The sequence below is a fragment of the uncultured Clostridium sp. genome (assembly GCF_900547735.1).
Taxonomy (GTDB): domain Bacteria; phylum Bacillota; class Clostridia; order Lachnospirales; family Lachnospiraceae; genus Otoolea.
The window spans coordinates 1-15647 of the sequence record NZ_URHZ01000047.1; the positions used below are offsets into that span (position 1 = coordinate 1).

General features: G+C 48.5%; 16 protein-coding genes. 4 read left to right on the forward strand and 12 right to left on the reverse strand.

From position 1 onward, the window contains the following. Positions 1-112: 112 nt before the first annotated feature. Both leuD and leuC read right to left on the reverse strand, forming a co-directional pair. A complete protein-coding gene (gene leuD, locus QZT18_RS14755) occupies positions 113-598 on the reverse strand; it encodes a 3-isopropylmalate dehydratase small subunit (RefSeq protein WP_294148759.1) in 486 nt (161 codons plus the stop codon). 26 nt (positions 599-624) lie between these two features. After that, entirely contained in the window at positions 625-1890 is a 1266-nt protein-coding gene (gene leuC, locus QZT18_RS14760; protein WP_294148760.1) for a 3-isopropylmalate dehydratase large subunit, read from the reverse strand. Positions 1891-2098: 208 nt separating this feature from the next. Between leuC and QZT18_RS14765 the strand changes: the two genes are divergently transcribed. Further along, positions 2099-2992 carry a LysR family transcriptional regulator gene (locus tag QZT18_RS14765; RefSeq protein ID WP_294148761.1) on the forward strand — a complete coding sequence of 298 codons (894 nt, stop codon included), beginning with the start codon at positions 2099-2101 and terminating at the stop codon, positions 2990-2992. A 149-nt stretch (positions 2993-3141) separates the two neighbouring features. Here QZT18_RS14765 and QZT18_RS14770 read toward each other — a convergent pair whose 3' ends face one another. Continuing rightward, positions 3142-3372 carry a hypothetical protein gene (locus QZT18_RS14770; protein WP_294148762.1) on the reverse strand — a complete coding sequence of 77 codons (231 nt, stop codon included), beginning with the start codon at positions 3370-3372 and terminating at the stop codon, positions 3142-3144. A gap of 172 nt (positions 3373-3544) precedes the next feature. On the opposite strand from QZT18_RS14770, the gene QZT18_RS14775 reads away from it, so the two are divergent. Next, entirely contained in the window at positions 3545-3865 is a 321-nt protein-coding gene (locus QZT18_RS14775) for a helix-turn-helix domain-containing protein (RefSeq protein ID WP_294148763.1), read from the forward strand. Between the two features lie 178 nt (positions 3866-4043). Here the strand turns inward: QZT18_RS14775 and QZT18_RS14780 are convergent, their stop codons facing one another. The 3 genes from QZT18_RS14780 to QZT18_RS14790 all read right to left on the reverse strand — a co-directional run bounded on the left by QZT18_RS14780 (position 4044) and on the right by QZT18_RS14790 (position 7701). Then, a complete protein-coding gene (locus QZT18_RS14780) occupies positions 4044-4547 on the reverse strand; it encodes a rhodanese-like domain-containing protein (protein WP_294148764.1) in 504 nt (167 codons plus the stop codon). Positions 4548-4625: 78 nt separating this feature from the next. Beyond that, the gene (locus QZT18_RS14785) at positions 4626-6278 is read right to left on the reverse strand and encodes a VanW family protein (protein ID WP_294148765.1); all 1653 of its coding nucleotides are present in this window, start codon (positions 6276-6278) and stop codon (positions 4626-4628) included. Positions 6279-6321: 43 nt separating this feature from the next. Then, positions 6322-7701: an FAD-dependent oxidoreductase gene (locus QZT18_RS14790; protein ID WP_294148766.1), complete on the reverse strand. Its 1380-nt coding sequence runs from the start codon at positions 7699-7701 to the stop codon at positions 6322-6324. A 391-nt stretch (positions 7702-8092) separates the two neighbouring features. Between QZT18_RS14790 and QZT18_RS14795 the strand changes: the two genes are divergently transcribed. Next, entirely contained in the window at positions 8093-8635 is a 543-nt protein-coding gene (locus QZT18_RS14795) for an SMI1/KNR4 family protein (protein ID WP_294148768.1), read from the forward strand. Between the two features lie 34 nt (positions 8636-8669). On the opposite strand, the gene QZT18_RS14800 is transcribed toward QZT18_RS14795, so the two are convergent. The 3 genes from QZT18_RS14800 to ilvN form a co-directional block, all read right to left on the reverse strand. Continuing rightward, positions 8670-9332 (reverse strand): hypothetical protein, encoded by a 663-nt coding sequence (locus tag QZT18_RS14800; RefSeq protein ID WP_294148769.1) that lies wholly within the window; start codon positions 9330-9332, stop codon positions 8670-8672. 248 nt (positions 9333-9580) lie between these two features. Next, positions 9581-10591, reverse strand: coding sequence for a ketol-acid reductoisomerase (gene ilvC / locus QZT18_RS14805; RefSeq protein ID WP_294148770.1), 1011 nt, complete (start codon positions 10589-10591; stop codon positions 9581-9583). Between the two features lie 100 nt (positions 10592-10691). After that, positions 10692-11192, reverse strand: coding sequence for an acetolactate synthase small subunit (ilvN, locus tag QZT18_RS14810; protein WP_227029185.1), 501 nt, complete (start codon positions 11190-11192; stop codon positions 10692-10694). Between the two features lie 408 nt (positions 11193-11600). On the opposite strand from ilvN, the gene QZT18_RS14815 reads away from it, so the two are divergent. After that, positions 11601-12485, forward strand: coding sequence for a DegV family protein (locus tag QZT18_RS14815; RefSeq protein ID WP_294148776.1), 885 nt, complete (start codon positions 11601-11603; stop codon positions 12483-12485). 131 nt (positions 12486-12616) lie between these two features. Here QZT18_RS14815 and nudC read toward each other — a convergent pair whose 3' ends face one another. The 3 genes from nudC to QZT18_RS14830 all read right to left on the reverse strand — a co-directional run bounded on the left by nudC (position 12617) and on the right by QZT18_RS14830 (position 15530). After that, the gene (gene nudC / locus QZT18_RS14820; protein WP_366925892.1) at positions 12617-13612 is read right to left on the reverse strand and encodes an NAD(+) diphosphatase; all 996 of its coding nucleotides are present in this window, start codon (positions 13610-13612) and stop codon (positions 12617-12619) included. A gap of 180 nt (positions 13613-13792) precedes the next feature. Next, complete coding sequence (locus QZT18_RS14825; RefSeq protein ID WP_294148778.1) at positions 13793-14272, reverse strand: L-2-amino-thiazoline-4-carboxylic acid hydrolase; 480 nt, start codon at positions 14270-14272, stop codon at positions 13793-13795. A gap of 25 nt (positions 14273-14297) precedes the next feature. Continuing rightward, positions 14298-15530, reverse strand: a complete 1233-nt coding sequence (locus QZT18_RS14830) for an Nramp family divalent metal transporter (RefSeq protein WP_294148782.1) — start codon at positions 15528-15530, stop codon at positions 14298-14300. Between the last annotated feature and the right edge of the window lie 117 nt (positions 15531-15647).

Genomic DNA, 15647 nt, shown 5'->3' on the forward strand with positions numbered 1-15647 from the left:
CACTCCCCCGTCCGCCGTCTTACAGAGGCGTCCTCGCATCTCAATTAAATCCTTAAACTTAAACAACAGCCGCTGTCCATTCACCGAACAGCGGCTGTCACCCAAATTTCCCTTATTTCTGATTGATATAGTTAACCAGGCCTCCGGCCGTTATGATCTTCTGCATGAATTCAGGGAACGCCTGTCCCTGGTAGCTCATGTTTTTCGTCTTGTTGATGATCATGCCGCTGTCAAAATCCACTTCCACTTCATCACCGTTTTCAATCGCCACCGCAGCTTCCGGGCATTCGATAATCGGCAGTCCGATATTGATCGCGTTGCGGTAAAAAATTCTTGCAAATGTCTCTGCAATGACACAGCTTACCCCGGCGCACTTGATGGCCAGAGGCGCATGTTCGCGGGATGAACCGCAGCCGAAGTTCTTGTTGGCGACAATAATGTCACCGTCTTTTACTTTGCCGATAAATTCTTTGTCAATATCTTCCATGCAGTGCTTTGCCAGCTCTTTTCCATCCGTCGCATTCAGGTACCTGGCCGGAATAATAACATCCGTGTCTACATTGTCACCATATTTAAACACATGTCCACATGCCTTCATCTTACTTCCTCCTCATTCAAAAAGCATTATAATCCCAGCTCACAGGGACAGCTGATTTTGCCGGTTATCGCGCTGGCTGCCGCTATGGCGGGACTTGCCAGGTACACTTCCGAATCCACGTGGCCCATACGGCCTACAAAGTTGCGGTTTGTTGTGGAGATACATCTCTCACCCTCCGCCAGGATTCCCATATATCCGCCAAGGCACGGTCCGCAGGTCGGCGTGCTCACAACAGCGCCCGCTTCCACGAATATTTCCATCAGGCCTTCTCTGATACACTGAAGATAAATGGACTGTGTGGCCGGAATCACGATACAGCGCACTCCCTTTGCCACTTTGCGCCCTTTGAGGATTTCGGCGGCAATTCTCATGTCGTCGATTCTTCCGTTGGTGCAGGAACCAATTACGGACTGGTCGATCTTCACCTCGCCGACTTCGTCAATCGTCTTTGTATTCTCCGGAAGGTGAGGAAATGCGATGGTTGGTTTAAGCTCCGACAGGTCGATTGTATAGACGGCATCGTACTCGGCGTCCTCGTCTGCCTCATATACGGTATAATCCCGTTTTGAATGATCTTTTATATACTCTCTCGTCAGTTCATCCACCGGGAAGATTCCGTTCTTGCCGCCTGCTTCAATCGCCATGTTGCAGATCGTAAAACGGTCGTCCATTGTCAGGTTCTTAATTCCGTCCCCGGTAAATTCCATGGATTTATAGAGGGCTCCGTCCACGCCGATCATACCGATAATATGTAAAATCACATCTTTACCGCTGACCCATTTGGAGGGTTTTCCCGTAAGTTCAAATTTGATGGCGGAAGGCACTTTAAACCAGGCCTTACCCGTTACCATGCCTGCTGCCATATCCGTACTTCCGACTCCGGTGGAGAAAGCGCCCAGGGCGCCGTATGTACAAGTATGGGAATCGGCTCCGATCACTGCATCACCGGCTACTACCAGACCTTTTTCCGGAAGCAGGGCATGTTCGATTCCCATCTCTCCCACGTCAAAATAATTGGTAATATCGTGCCGACAGGCAAATTCGCGGCAGCACTTGCAGTTCTGTGCCGATTTGATATCCTTGTTCGGAATAAAATGGTCCATAACCAGGGCTATTTTATCTTTATTAAAAACGGACTGTGTATCCAGTTTCTGCATCTCATTAATTGCAACCGGTGTGGTGATATCATTGCCCAGCACCAGATCCAGCTCCGCCTCTATCAACTGGCCCGCTTTTACTTCCGGAAGGCCCGCGTGTGCAGCCAGAATTTTCTGAGTCATTGTCATTCCCATGATTTGATCTCCTCCTAAAAATTATGTATTTACATTATAGCATCAGCCCTGCTATAATACAAATATATAATACGAATATATGATATAAACCTCAGTTATAGTTACCGTTCACAGCCCGTCAAAAAGCGGCATGATGCGAACCGTAACACGGCGGTTCAGGAGCGCTGCCGCCGTGACTGAAACACTCATTCAGATAAGGGGAAACGGTATGGAACAACATTTATCCCAGTACAAAATTTTTTACGCCGTGGCCAAAGCGGGCAATATTTCAAAAGCGGCCAAGGAGCTGTTCATCAGCCAGCCGGCCATCAGTAAATCGATCAGCAAGCTGGAGGAAAGCCTGGGCATCCCCCTGTTTACCAGAAATTCCAGAGGCGTCCAGCTCACGGTGGAGGGACAGGTTCTGTTCAGCCATGTCAGCAATGCCTTCGACACACTGGGCCGGGGCGAGAACGAGCTGAAGCGCATTAAAAATTTCAACATAGGACAGATCAAGATTGGAGTCAGCAATACGCTCTGCAAATATATCCTTCTTCCCTACCTGAAAGGATTTGTGGAGGAATATCCCCATGTCAAAATCATGATTGACAGCCAGGATACCGCCAGAACCATCTCCATGCTGGAACAGCAGAAACTGGACATCGGCCTGATCGCGGAACCCAGGACCAGAAGATCCCTTTCTTTTATGCCGATTATGAGAATCGAAGATACCTTTGTCTGTACAAAATCTTATCTGGACAACTTGAAAATACGCGAGGGGGAGGACGTCAACATTTTCTCCGCGGGCACAATCCTTCTGTTGGACAGAAATAATATGACCAGAACCCATATCGACGCCTATTTTTCCGAGCATAATATAGAAGTAAAGCAGGTTTTAGAGGCCACCACCATGGATCTCCTGATTGAGTTTGCCAAAACCGGCCTCGGCATCGGCTGCGTCATCCGGGAGTTTGTCCGCAATGAGCTGGCCGACGGTTCACTGATCGAGATTCCGTTAAGTTCCCCTATCAGAAATAGGACCATTGGTTTTGCCTATAACCCGGCTTATGCCACAAAGACGATGAATAATTTTATACATTTCTGCTCTACCAGCCGGGGATAACGGCATATTACCTTTTTGCACATGTGCGCATCCCGAGCGGAGGCATTTTCATATCACAGGAACATTTTCCCGTGATATGAAAAAGGATATTGTTTCACCACCCGCCATGGAGTGTCAAAACAATATCCTCTATTTTTTTGTGTTCGCTTTTATAAGTCTTCAAACAAGCTGCGTACCTGTTCTTCCGTCTCTTTCAGGAGCTTTTTCCCCGATACATATTCAAAGGCTTCCCGCCACTCTCTGTCATCGTAGCGGCCGGATTCAATCTCTTTCAACGCCCCCTTTATCTCATCAAAGCGGCAGGAATCATGGAGATCCGATATATACAGACACCCCACGATTCGTTTCAATTCATCCAAAATCCCCTTGTTCTTATCCATTCCGATTACCTCGCCAATACAAATTGAAGTTATAATTTCTGTCATATCACGTTGAACACTACATATTATCTATTTTATGGCATCGAATGCTTCATGTCAATCGTTACTGCGCATATAATGCGATATTTTTGCCAGTTTATGGCATAAACTATACATATAAAGGCGGTGTGATATGTATAGCGAATTTGACTTTGGCAGAAGATTATCGGAACTGCGCGAAAAAAAAGGGGTATCTGCCCGGGACATGAGTCTTTCTCTCGGACAGAACCCCGGTTACATCAATAAAGTGGAAAATGGGAAATCCATGCCCTCTATGGAAGTTTTCTTCTATATCTGCGAATATCTGGCAATATCGCCTTCCGACTTTTTCGCATCCGACAAAAAGGATCCGCAAAAGATAAAGGAAATTTCGGAGGAATGCCAAAATCTGAGCAGTGAAGTCCTGGGACATGTCCTTGCGATTATAAAATCTCTGGCGGAACACAGGCGCTGAACCGGCAGGCAGACGCTGCGGCCATTCACTTCTTTCGATGAGAATCTTCATTGCTGCGCGCTCCTCACCCAGGTCACCGGTACCAATGACGAAAAGTATGCAGTGCGTGCTTTTCGTCATTTCGTTCTACTGCTCCATACTGCTGTTCCACCGTTACGCTCCGGAACCTGTTCCGTCCCTATTTTTCCGTATCGTAATTCCAGTCGATAATACCGCCGAAATCATAGACATTTTTATATCCCATCTTGACCAGCTTATCGGAGGCGTCTTTGCTGCGTCTTCCGGAGCGGCAGTATACCAGAAGCGTTGCATCCTTATCATTCAAAAGCTCCGGCTCCGTATCCAGAATCTCCTCATTGGGAATATTTACCGCACCTGGAACATGGCCTTCCTGATACTCCTGGAGGGTCCTCACGTCAACAATGGTAACTTCCGACTGATCCATCATTTCCTTTGCTTCCGCCGCCGGGATTTTATGATAGGCCGTCTCTTCCGGCTGCGGTTCCATCTGTGTGTTTTCCTGTTCTCCCATCGGTTCCTCCATCTCTGTCTCCATACCTGCCGTCATGCCGGTTTCCGTCTGTGCCTGTGCCGTTGTCCCGGCCTTTGCTCCTGCACATCCTGCCAGCCCCATCACGAGCAGAACTCCTATCCCTAATCCGATCCATGTGCTTTTCTTCATATTTTAACCCTCTCGTCTGAAAAATCCTACTGTAAATATTTTCCTTTGTCTTTTGTATCATTACTACTTTTTACTGTTTTAGCTCTGTCCCGGTCCTCCGGGTCCGGCCGGCCCGGAAGATTCTGCCGCCCCGGCGGGGTCAGACGGTTCGGCGGGCTGTGCCGGTTCAGCGGGTTGTCCTGCTTCGGCAGGGCCGGTCACCTCTCCTGCGCCCGGTAAACCGGACTGGTCCGTACCCGGCTGTCCTGCTTCCGGAACGCCCTCCTGGGCGCTTCCTGATTCTGCCGGCAATGACGTTTGGGGCACCGTTGTGTTTCGTTCAATTTTTCCTGCTTTACTCTTATAGTAGCTGTTGTGCAGAGGTTCTTCTTTAATTACTTTTCCGTCTTTGGTCACGACACGGAAGCTTTTCCACACGGAACCGCTCTGTCCCTGATCCACTATCTGCTCCGTTCCAAAAGGAAGCTGTACATTCTCTTCATAGGACGGCGCCGCGGGATCCGTATCCTTGACTTTTTCCGATTTGATGCTTACTTTTACCCCGTCTTCCAAAACGGGTATGCCGACGATGGACAATTTTAATTCCAGTCCGTCGACAGAAGCCCGCAGCACGACGGGTGCGGCGCTTGTATTGACAAATTTCAGGTCCGGGCCTGCGTAACCGTCGAAGCTGACCATGGCATCCTGCCCCTTTTCTACATAAGAGGGGGCAAAGCTGTGGGCGTTGCGCTCCGTGGTCTTAAACCCGGCTTCTATAATGGAGTGGTAAAGCGTGGTGGATACCTGGCATACTCCGCCGCCCGGCTCCTCAATCAGCACACCGTTTCTATAAGCTCCCGCGGGCTGATATCCTTTCTCTTTCGTCCTGTTTCCGGTCGTGTTGTTAAATGAAAATTCTTCACCCGGCTGCAGGATGAGTCCGTCAATGGCCTCTGCCGCCAGGGTCACATTCTGGTTTCTGTTTTTATTGCTGGTCAGTTTCGTTTTAAACGTACCAATCACCTTGTACTGTGCTTTGGCCTGCGCCTGGGTGCGTGCCGGCGCCGTCACGGTAAAACCGGCCTCCGCCGGTGCGGAATAGTTCTTCTCTTTTACCATTTTCATGATATCTTCCACCAGACGGTCCTGATTCAGCGTCCGTCCGTTTGTTTCTTTGGAATATTCATAGACGCCTGTTTTTTTATCAAAGGATACCACCTTGGAATCGGAGGGGGTTCTGTCCCATTTCCCGGCAAGGGACAAAACCTGACCGCGCACATCCTCCTCCATTTTGCCGTAGTCGAATGACAGCTTAAGCTCCTCCTCCGAACGGGACGGGATACTCTGAATCAGGCGCCCTATCTCGTTATCAACCGGGTTTACGAGCTCCTCCGTTCCATCCGGCCCCTGAACCGTTACGGGACCGGAATATTTTTTTCTTAATGTCTCCTGTGCTTCCTCTCCTGAAAGTCCGGTGATGACGGTATCTTCCACAGTTACCGCGGCCGTTTTCCCCGATGTTTCTTCAGTGGAACCGCTCTCTTTATCAATGATACTCTCCTGTACCTGCGTCTCCATGTTTCCCAGAGCTGCCGCCTGCTTTTTCTGTATCAGGGGCAGGGTGATTGCAAGAATCACCGCCGCAGCCCCTGCCGCTCCGATGATGAGCGTCGGATACTTCCGGCGCCTCCCTGCCCTCTTTCTGCTCCTTGTCATATTTTTTCCGTTCCTTCCATTATTTCGTTCCGTCATTTTATCGTCTCTTTATCCGGCCTCTACTGCCGCTGTTCATTATTTAGTCAATGTTAAATAAGTCGTTAAATGCCTCGCTCATCGTCGGGTGAGTGTAAATCATATCGCGCAGCTTTGTATAAGGAATCTGTGCATCCATTGCAAGCTTCACCAGGTTGACCATCTCATGGGACTCTTCGCAGAAGAGATGCGCTCCCAGAATCAGTCCCGTCTTCTCATCGATAACGGCTTTTAAAAGACCGGAAGGCTGCTCTAAAACCTGTGCCTTCGGGATTGCGCCCGCCATCAGTCTGGCTACCTTGACCTGGTATCCTTTTTCCACTGCCTCCTGCTCGCTCATTCCCACTCTGGAGAACGGAGGATTTAAGAAAACACTGTACGGTACGGCTCCCCGCTCATTGAGCGTATAGCTGCCGTCTCCGAGAACCGCCGATTTGACTATGCGGAAATCATCCAGTGAAATATAGGTAAACTGAAGTCCGCCCGCCACATCCCCCATTGCATAAATGTGAGGTACGGAAGTCTGCATATGCTCATTTACCGCTACACCGCCGCGGGCATTCAGCTCCACACCGGCCGCTTCCAGGCCCAGCTGTGCGGTATTCGGTCTTCTTCCCGTTGCTACAAGAACCGCATCCGCGCTTAATTTTGTCACCTTGCCGCCAACCGATACCGTAACGGAGGCCCTGCCGTTATCTTCCAGCACCGACTGGATCCCGGCGCTTGTAATCACGGTTGCGCCGCGGCTCTCAAGATTCTCCCTTACGGCATTTGCTATCTCCTCATCCTCTCTCGGAAGGAAGCGCTCTTCGTTCTGGAGAATCGTAACACTGCTGCCAAAGTCCGCATAAATGGAGGCAAACTCTACTCCGATATAACCGCCGCCGATAATTACCAGCTCCTCCGGCAGTTTTTTAAGTTCCAGAAGTCCTTCGCTTGTGACTGCATATGGATTTCCTTTCAGCCCCTCAATCGGAGGTACAAAAGCTACGGAACCTGTATTTAAGAAAATCTGTGCGCCTTCGAGTTCTTCTCTTCCCTGCTCCGTCGTCACCTCAACCGTGTGCGGGGAAAGCAGTTTTGCCCTGCCTGTGATAACCGTCACATTAGGAGCCTGCGCAACCTTCTGATAATTCTTTTCGCGAAGTTTTCCGGTAAGGCCCGACTTTCCTTCGACTGCCGTCTCATACATTGCCGCCCGCTCCTCAAAGCTTCCTGCGGACATCTTTGCTTCCTGCGCTTTATGTACCAGAAACTTGGTCGGAATACACCCCACGTTGATGCAGGTTCCGCCGTACATACCGGAAGACTGTTCAATCAGCGCCGTGCGCTTTCCGGCCTTTCCCATTGCCGCCGCGAGAGTTTTACCTCCCTTGCCAAAACCGATGATAACCGCGTCATAATTATTATTCCTGATCTCCATGTTGCTCCTCCTTATTTATCTTCTTTTCTATCTGTATTTTTTTTAGTTACAGTTCATACTGTTACAATAACAGATACAGTTCTTCCTGTCAACACTTTTTTCAAATATTTTCTAATTTTACTAATATTATTTTTGCCAAAAGGAAAAAAACTCATACAGCTTTTTGTAATGAAAAAAAGATAGATCGGACGGCAAAGCGGAGCCCAAACACCCTGTCCCCGTTACTGTTCACACCCCAGCTAAAAAGCAGCTGTGCTGCAGACAATAACACAATTCGCGATGCATGGAAAAGGCAAAAAGCGCAGCGCGGGACATAAATTATTATACTCTACTTTTTTACTCATATTTGTGGTATACTTTGGAAAATTGGATGAAACAGGAGGAAACACGAATGCCTGTATATAAAAAGGAACAATACGGACAAGTCATCGTTCGGATAAAAGAAAAAATAGCGGCTCTGGAAATTGATATGGGGAACCCCCTTACGGAAGAAGAGATTCTGCGTTTTGAAACGCATTGTAATATCCGGCTTCCGGAGGCATACCGCATGTTTTTAAAACAAATCGGCAATGGCTGCGTCATGATTGACGGCTTTCGGTTAATGGGGATGGATGAAATGGACTGGGAAGACTTATCGAGGCCGTTTATGCTGGAAAAAGAATGGATCTGGGAAGATGATACGGACTTTTCCGAAGGAAATGCACTGACAGAGGCAATTGAACTGATGGCTTATAATGGAGCAATTGAACTGATTGATCTCGGTGACGCTATGAGTTATCACCTGATTGTGAGCGGCAAATGCCGGGGTGAGGTCTGGAATTTTACAGATGTCGGCGTCCAGCCCTGCTGCGAACGCCAGGATTTTCTCGGATGGTTTGAATTGTGGCTGGATCATCAGGAGGATGTGGATTATTTTAAAGATTACGCCGGCTGACCGCAGGGAGCGTTTCCGTTTCACTGATATAAATTTACTCCGCGAAAAAATAATAATCGAACTGCCCTCCCGGCGGCACATCCATCACTTTTTTCATATCGCCGCCGGAGGAGGCCTCCAGCAGAGCCTTATTATTTTCTATCAAACGGGTATCTCCATTTCTGATGAGCATAAAACTTATAAGTCCCAGCGTATCTCCCTGTTTTGACTCCCAGTGAGACAAGTCTTCGTCATATAAATACTCCGCCGCCTGCAACATGATTTTTAAATCCACGCCGTCCGGCTCCCCGCTTCTCGAGGTCCAATTGCTGTAAAACAGACGGTAATGTCCGCCAAAGGACGTCTCTAAATAAGATTTGTCATTATTGAAATAATACTCTCCATCCTCCGCATACTCAAGCTCCACGAACCAGTAGGATGTGTCTTCATCCCCATAGATGCTGCGCTTTTCTATCTCTTCGCCGAACCGCTCTTTCACCATGCGCTCCGTCACTTTGCGCGGACGGCCCAGGCAGACCGCATCATATTCATATGGGGCATGAAACATATTTTCCAGTCCCCGGAAGGCGACTCTAACGATATAATCCGCGTTTTTGGCATATACCTGGGATTTGAAATATCCTGAACTCTTAAAAATCCCCGCCAGCACAAAAGCGGTGAGAAGCAGTATTCTGAATTTCTTCCGTTCTGTTTTCATAGTCTCCCCCTCCTGCTTCTTTGCTTTCTAACCTGTATTTTGGCCCCTTTGCGAATACGGGTCAACGGCGGAACTTAGCGCCCGAATTTCTGTGGTGGACTCAGTTTAACGGGCATTCCGCTTTCCTATGATGAACAAACGGCATAGTCTGTTTAGACTATGCCGTATATGTACCAACATCTCTGTGACACGGTTCCCGATCAGGCTGCTGCTCGGAGCCGCCTGCTTCATTGGCCGGATGCCGGATATTAGTTATCGATTAATTTGTTTGTATTGTTCCAGCTATAGAGCTTACGCAGCTCTTTTCCGGTAGCTTCAAGCTGATGAGCCGCTTCTTTCTTTCTCTTTGCGTTGAAGTGCGGGCAGTTAACCTGATTCTCAAGCAGCCAGTTCTTTGCAAACGTACCGTCCTGGATGTCGGTAAGGATCTGCTTCATTGCTTTCTTTGTTTCGTCTGTTACGATCTTTGGTCCTGTGATATAATCGCCGAACTCAGCCGTATTGGAAATGGAATATCTCATTCCTGCAAATCCGCTCTCATAGATTAAGTCTACGATCAGCTTCATCTCATGGATACACTCAAAATATGCACTCTCAGGCTCATATCCTGCTTCTACCAGAGTTTCAAAACCAGCTTTCATCAGGGCTGTAACGCCGCCGCAGAGAACAGCCTGCTCACCGAACAGATCGGTCTCGGTCTCCTCGCGGAATGTGGTCTGTAAAACGCCTGCTCTTGCTCCGCCGATAGCCAGTGCATAAGCCAGTGCCTTATCATGGGCTTTTCCTGTGAAATCCTGCTGAACTGCGATCAGACAGGGAACTCCTCTGCCTCTCTGGTACTCGCTTCTTACCGTATGTCCAGGTCCCTTAGGCGCAATCATCGTTACGTCGATGTTCTTCGGAGGAACGATCTGGCCGAAATGGATGGCAAAGCCGTGTGCAAACATCAGCATGTTGCCCTCTTCCAGGTTTGGCTCAACGGACTCTTTATACATCTGAGCCTGTTTCTCATCGTTGATAAGAACCATGATAATGTCGGCCTTCTTAGCTGCTTCTGCTGCTGTATAAACTTCAAATCCCGCTTCCTCTGCCTTAGCCCAGGATCTGCTGCCTTCATATAAACCGATAATTACATGACAGCCCGACTCTTTTGCATTAAGTGCATGGGCATGTCCCTGGCTGCCGTAACCGATAACGGCAATTGTCTTTCCTTCTAATAATGATAAATTACAATCTTCCTGATAATAAATCTTTGCCATGTTTGTGTACTCCTCCTTGGGATATGTATAAAGTTGATAATTTTATAAAGAATGCCGCCGACGCCTCTCTGTGCGCCTTTGGCGACACTTTGTAACTTGGTTACGGAAGGAAGCGGACGTCGTCTGCTCCTCTGGAAAGTCCGGTAAGTCCGGTCCTTGCAAGTTCCAGTATCTCATAATCTTCCAGAAGATTAATCATCGCATCCAGTTTGGACTGATCTCCTGTCAGCATAACCGTGACGGATTCCTTGCCGACGTCTACAATCGACGCGCGGAAAATCTCGGCAATCGAATTAATTGCCATACGCTCACTGGCATTGGCTCTCACCTTTACCATCATAAGCTCACGGTAAACGGAATGACCTTCCCGGAGTTCCTTAATATCATGGACATCTTCGAGTTTTCCCAGCTGCTTCTGTATCTGTTCAAGCACCTGCTGATCTCCCAGAGACACTACCGTCATCCTGGAATACCTCGGATCGGCTGTCACGCCTACGGTAAGGCTCTCAATGTTATATCCGCGGCGGCTGAATAAGCCTGCCACGCGGCTCAGAACACCGGCGGTGTTATCTACTAATAATGATAAAACAATTCTGCTCATCTGCAATCCCCACCTCGCTATGTATTACATTTAATATTAACAATCAAATCTTTCTTTGTCAACTAATTAAAAGGAATGGGTCGTATTACTTTCAGATATATCTTATTTATCGTTTGGGGACGCGGATGGGTGGATTGTGAGTCTTCAGTCCCGTGGGATGGTATAGTGTGGGGGGGATACGGAAGAAAGAAATCTTCTGCTGGGACCGCTTCCGCTGATGGAATGCGCAGCGTCTGCCAGCTTCGTGAGAAACCTCAGAAGGCATCGGCGGATTCCAACGTCCCCTTCGAAGATTTTTTCTTTCTCCTCTCTCTTCAACATTATAACTACTTTTTAGTTGACAGGATCCTCCCATTATGTCATACTTTAATAAGTAGTTTTCATAACCACATCTGGAGGTTTTTAATTATGAATGTAGATTGTAATACGAATGAGAATAAAGATACCCGGGAGAAGGTTGCTATCCTGATTGACTCGGGTTGTGATGTTACGGACGAGCTGGTCAGGCAGTATCATATGAAGCTCCTGCGGCTGCATGTCATCTATCCGGAGAGGGATTACTCCGATGATTTGGATATTACACCGCAGTTGGTGTACAGCCGTTTTCCGGGGGAAATCCCGCACACTTCCACTCCCGGGCCGCAGGAAGTGAAGGATATGGTAGATGAGATTAAGCGGGAAGGCTATACCCACGTGCTGTCTTTTGCCATCTCAAGCGGACTGAGCGGTACCTATAATACGATTTGCGGCGTTTTGAATGAGGAGACGGAATTAACCTCCTTTGTTCTTGACACGCGCAATGTTTCCTTTGGCTCGGGTGTTCTTGCAGTATGGGCCGCGAAGAAACTGGAGGAAGGCATGTCCTATGACGAACTGGTCCGCATCCTTCCCGACAAGGTGAAAGATTCGAAGATCTTCTATTATATGGATACCCTGACTTATCTGCAGAAGGGGGGACGGATTGGACTCGTCACCTCCATCGTAGGCAGTATCTTAAATCTGAAACCGATTATCTCCTGCAATGAGGAGGGTGTCTATTATACGGTCGCCAAAATCCGGGGTTCCAGACAGGGGCTGACGAAACTGCTCTCCGAGGCGAAGGAATTTGCCGGAGATTCTCCGGTGTGGTTCTCCCTGTTGAACGGCGACGCCGCTGCCGCATCCGCCGAGATGCAGCCACGCCTTTCAAAGGAAATACCGAATGGTGAGCTTCTTCTTACCAAACAGATTACCGCATCCCTTGCCGTACATACCGGACCGGGACTTTTGGGTATCGGAATCATGAAATTATAGGAAACGCAGTATCTCTCATAAACACACAAACAGGCCGCGGCAGATTATCGCCGGCGGCCTGTTTGTATGTTTATCATTCTTAAATTACCTTATTTTATATCACTGTATTTCTTATCCCGTTTCCTTACGTATCAGGCCCTTGCGCTTTGCCTGGTTTCCGCTGTATCCCCTGCTCCTTTTACCGCTCCGAGTTTCTCCATCCAGTCGTCGCCATATTTAAAGGCCATTTTCATCTCGCTGCCGACGCTGATCAGGACCTCGTCATCCGGAATCTCTTCCCTCGTATACCAGCCTGCCTCGGCAAGTTCATCCTCCTGCAGGCGGATGGAGTCGTCTCCGTCCAGCTCGGCGTAAAATCCGATCATCTCCGTATCGGTAAATGCCCAGGGCTGGCTCTTGAAATAGCGGATATTTTTGACCTTCAGGCCGACTTCCTCCATGACTTCCCTGTGAACCGTCTCCTCGAATGTCTCTCCAATCTCTACGAAACCGGCAATCAGGGCATAGCCTCTGTATGTACGGCCGCGGTATTTTGACATCAGTAACTTATCTCCGTTTGTAACCGCCACAATGACGGCCGGGGAAATCTTCGGATATTCAATCTGTCCGCATGCCGGACAAACAAGGGCCCGTTCCGTCTTACTGTCCGTCGTCCTTGTACCACAGTGGCCGCAGAACTTTCTGCTCTCGCGCCACCGCCAGACCTGTGTTGCCGTGATTGCGGCAAACGCCTGGAACATCGGTTCCATCATTCTGAAATACTGCGTTCCCTTCCACTCCAGACAGCCGTTTGCCTCTATTTCTTCCTCCTCTTTTTTCTCCAGAAGAAAATATGGTTTTTCATCGATTGAAAATAAATAAACCGCCCGTTCACGTGCGTCGGGTACGGTTGCGGCCAATTCGCAGAACATTGGTATTTCAAAAATGACCTTCTGATCAAAGTGATCTTTCTGATTTTCCATGTTTCCGCTTCCGTCCTGCGCTTTCGCATCCCTGTTAATCAGAAGTGCGCTGTTATTATGTATCGTTAAGACGTAATCATCCAGTTCCGGTTTCCGGTCACTGAAGGCATTGTCATATTTATGAGGGGCAATATCCTGTATCATCTCGTATACCATCCTTTTCATCTTGTATATTTTCAGACGGGAAACCGGGCGCCGGGCAAAGCCGAAGTCCGCTCAGTCCTTCTTTTTCCCATTCTCATCCACTTGAACTATTATATTGCTTTTTAACAGGAGGTGCAATGGAAATGTCGTTTTATATTACAAAATATATTACAAAATAACCAGGATAAATAATAATAAAGGTCAGTGTTTGGGCGCCGTAACATGAAGGATACAGCAGTTATCTCCATCCAGTTCGTTTTTTTCGTGTTCTACCGACAGATCAGGATTGTAAGCGGCAAATTTAGCGTAATCCACGTAGCAGTACAGCCGCCCCCAGCGTTCAAAGCCAAGTTCCTTCCACACGCGGGCAAACAGGCATTCCCTGTATTCCTGCCGCAGCTCACAGTCATTGCTGATTAAGTCGCATCCTACCGAAAGTCCCCGGCTCGGCAGATCTCCGCCCAAATCATAGTGGTTCGGCGTCAACGGCAGGTTGGACGCAAGCACTTTTTCTTTACAGTACTCTCCCCAGTAATGGCCGTAGCCCTCCACCGCCTTATTAACAATACGCTCCGTCTGTTCCTCGGGAAGTTCCTCGAGCATCGCATTTACCATATGGTAGTAAAGCGTGGCCAGCCGCCGGGACATCAGTTGTACGTCATATTCCCAATCTCTATCCATATTTTCCTCCTTCATGATTTGAAATTTAGAATAATGAAATGATACTTGTCACCCCTAATATAATCGTAATCAGGCCAATCAGCGCTCCTGCAAACCTGGTCCAGGTCTTGTTGGCGTAGCAGCCCAGAACCGATTTCCGGCTGGTGATATAGACAAGTGTTATGACCACCAGCGGTAAAACCGCACCATTAAAGGCCTGTGCCGCAATGATAATTGATAGTGGGTTATATCCGGTGGCGGCGATGAAAATACCAAATGCAATAACCAGGATATTGGTCCAGAAGAAACGTTTATCACTGCGATCCATCTTCCATCCGAAGAATCCTCCAAGTACATAGGAAACACCGAGAGGCGTGATAATGGCGGATGAAAATCCCGCAGCCACCAGTCCAAGACAGAGAAAGGTCTTTGCAAAACCGCCCAGCAGCGGTTCAAGCTGAATGGCAATATCCGCCGCCGACTGCACCGTAAATCCCAGCATGGTGGTGGCGGAAGTGACCAGCACGGCAATTGTAATCAAAGCTCCGATTCCCATTGTAAGGCCGATGTCAAACCGTGAAAGCTGAAGCTGTTCCGGTTTATTCCAGGTGCGCTTCGCGCTGACGGAGTGAATGAAAATATTCTGCGGACCAATCGTAGTGCCGATGAGGGACAGGCAGTAAATCAGGCTCCCCTCCGGAACCCTGGGGATTAATCCCGATGCAACACCGGCAAAATCCGGCTTTACCACAAACATGGTCAGAATGAAGACAAGCGCCATAAAACCAACGCAGACACACAGCAGCTTTTCGAGCCACTTGATATCACGCAGCGTTACAATTACCAGAATGATGATTCCCCAGACGGGCGCAATGTAATTGGAAGGAATGCCAATCAAGGCGGAAAGACCGATGGAAGTTCCGGTCAAATCACCTCCGGCATAAGCAAAACCACCCAGCGTCAAAGCAATGGCAATAATCCATACTACAATTTTCTGCAGCACGGGGCGCGGGGCAAAAGTATCCACGATATTTTCGGCCAGCCCTTTTTGCGTAATAATTCCAAGTTTCGCCGACATCCCCTGCAGCAGCATAACCGCAATAAACGAAAAGACAATGGTCCATAGCAGGGTGTAGCCATAACCCGCCCCGGCCCGCGTTGCCGTCACTACAGTGCCGGGGCCGATAAACGACCCGACAATCACAGCGCCCGGCCCGACGGCGGCAAGTTTTTTCCTGAGCGTGTATTTTTCCTCCGGGTTTTGTTTTTCAGTTGTCAATGTTATACCTCCAATCATACTCAAGGTCAGGAAAGGCACCGCGGCCTTTCAGCTCTCATAGCTCTCCATGCATAGATTCGGAAATTGCAACAGACTGTTTAACCTCATAATATAGAC

Bases quoted from the DNA above. Each gene is read 5' to 3' on its own strand.
- leuD (WP_294148759.1), bottom strand. From the start codon at position 598: ATGAAGGCATGTGGACATGTGTTTAAATATGGTGACAATGTAGACACG.
- leuC (WP_294148760.1), bottom strand. From the start codon at position 1,890: ATGGGAATGACAATGACTCAGAAAATTCTGGCTGCACACGCGGGCCTT.
- QZT18_RS14765 (WP_294148761.1), top strand. From the start codon at position 2,099: ATGGAACAACATTTATCCCAGTACAAAATTTTTTACGCCGTGGCCAAA.
- QZT18_RS14770 (WP_294148762.1), bottom strand. From the start codon at position 3,372: ATGGATAAGAACAAGGGGATTTTGGATGAATTGAAACGAATCGTGGGG.
- QZT18_RS14775 (WP_294148763.1), top strand. From the start codon at position 3,545: ATGTATAGCGAATTTGACTTTGGCAGAAGATTATCGGAACTGCGCGAA.
- QZT18_RS14780 (WP_294148764.1), bottom strand. From the start codon at position 4,547: ATGAAGAAAAGCACATGGATCGGATTAGGGATAGGAGTTCTGCTCGTG.
- QZT18_RS14785 (WP_294148765.1), bottom strand. From the start codon at position 6,278: ATGACGGAACGAAATAATGGAAGGAACGGAAAAAATATGACAAGGAGC.
- QZT18_RS14790 (WP_294148766.1), bottom strand. From the start codon at position 7,701: ATGGAGATCAGGAATAATAATTATGACGCGGTTATCATCGGTTTTGGC.
- QZT18_RS14795 (WP_294148768.1), top strand. From the start codon at position 8,093: ATGCCTGTATATAAAAAGGAACAATACGGACAAGTCATCGTTCGGATA.
- QZT18_RS14800 (WP_294148769.1), bottom strand. From the start codon at position 9,332: ATGAAAACAGAACGGAAGAAATTCAGAATACTGCTTCTCACCGCTTTT.
- ilvC (WP_294148770.1), bottom strand. From the start codon at position 10,591: ATGGCAAAGATTTATTATCAGGAAGATTGTAATTTATCATTATTAGAA.
- ilvN (WP_227029185.1), bottom strand. From the start codon at position 11,192: ATGAGCAGAATTGTTTTATCATTATTAGTAGATAACACCGCCGGTGTT.
- QZT18_RS14815 (WP_294148776.1), top strand. From the start codon at position 11,601: ATGAATGTAGATTGTAATACGAATGAGAATAAAGATACCCGGGAGAAG.
- nudC (WP_366925892.1), bottom strand. From the start codon at position 13,612: ATGAAAAGGATGGTATACGAGATGATACAGGATATTGCCCCTCATAAA.
- QZT18_RS14825 (WP_294148778.1), bottom strand. From the start codon at position 14,272: ATGGATAGAGATTGGGAATATGACGTACAACTGATGTCCCGGCGGCTG.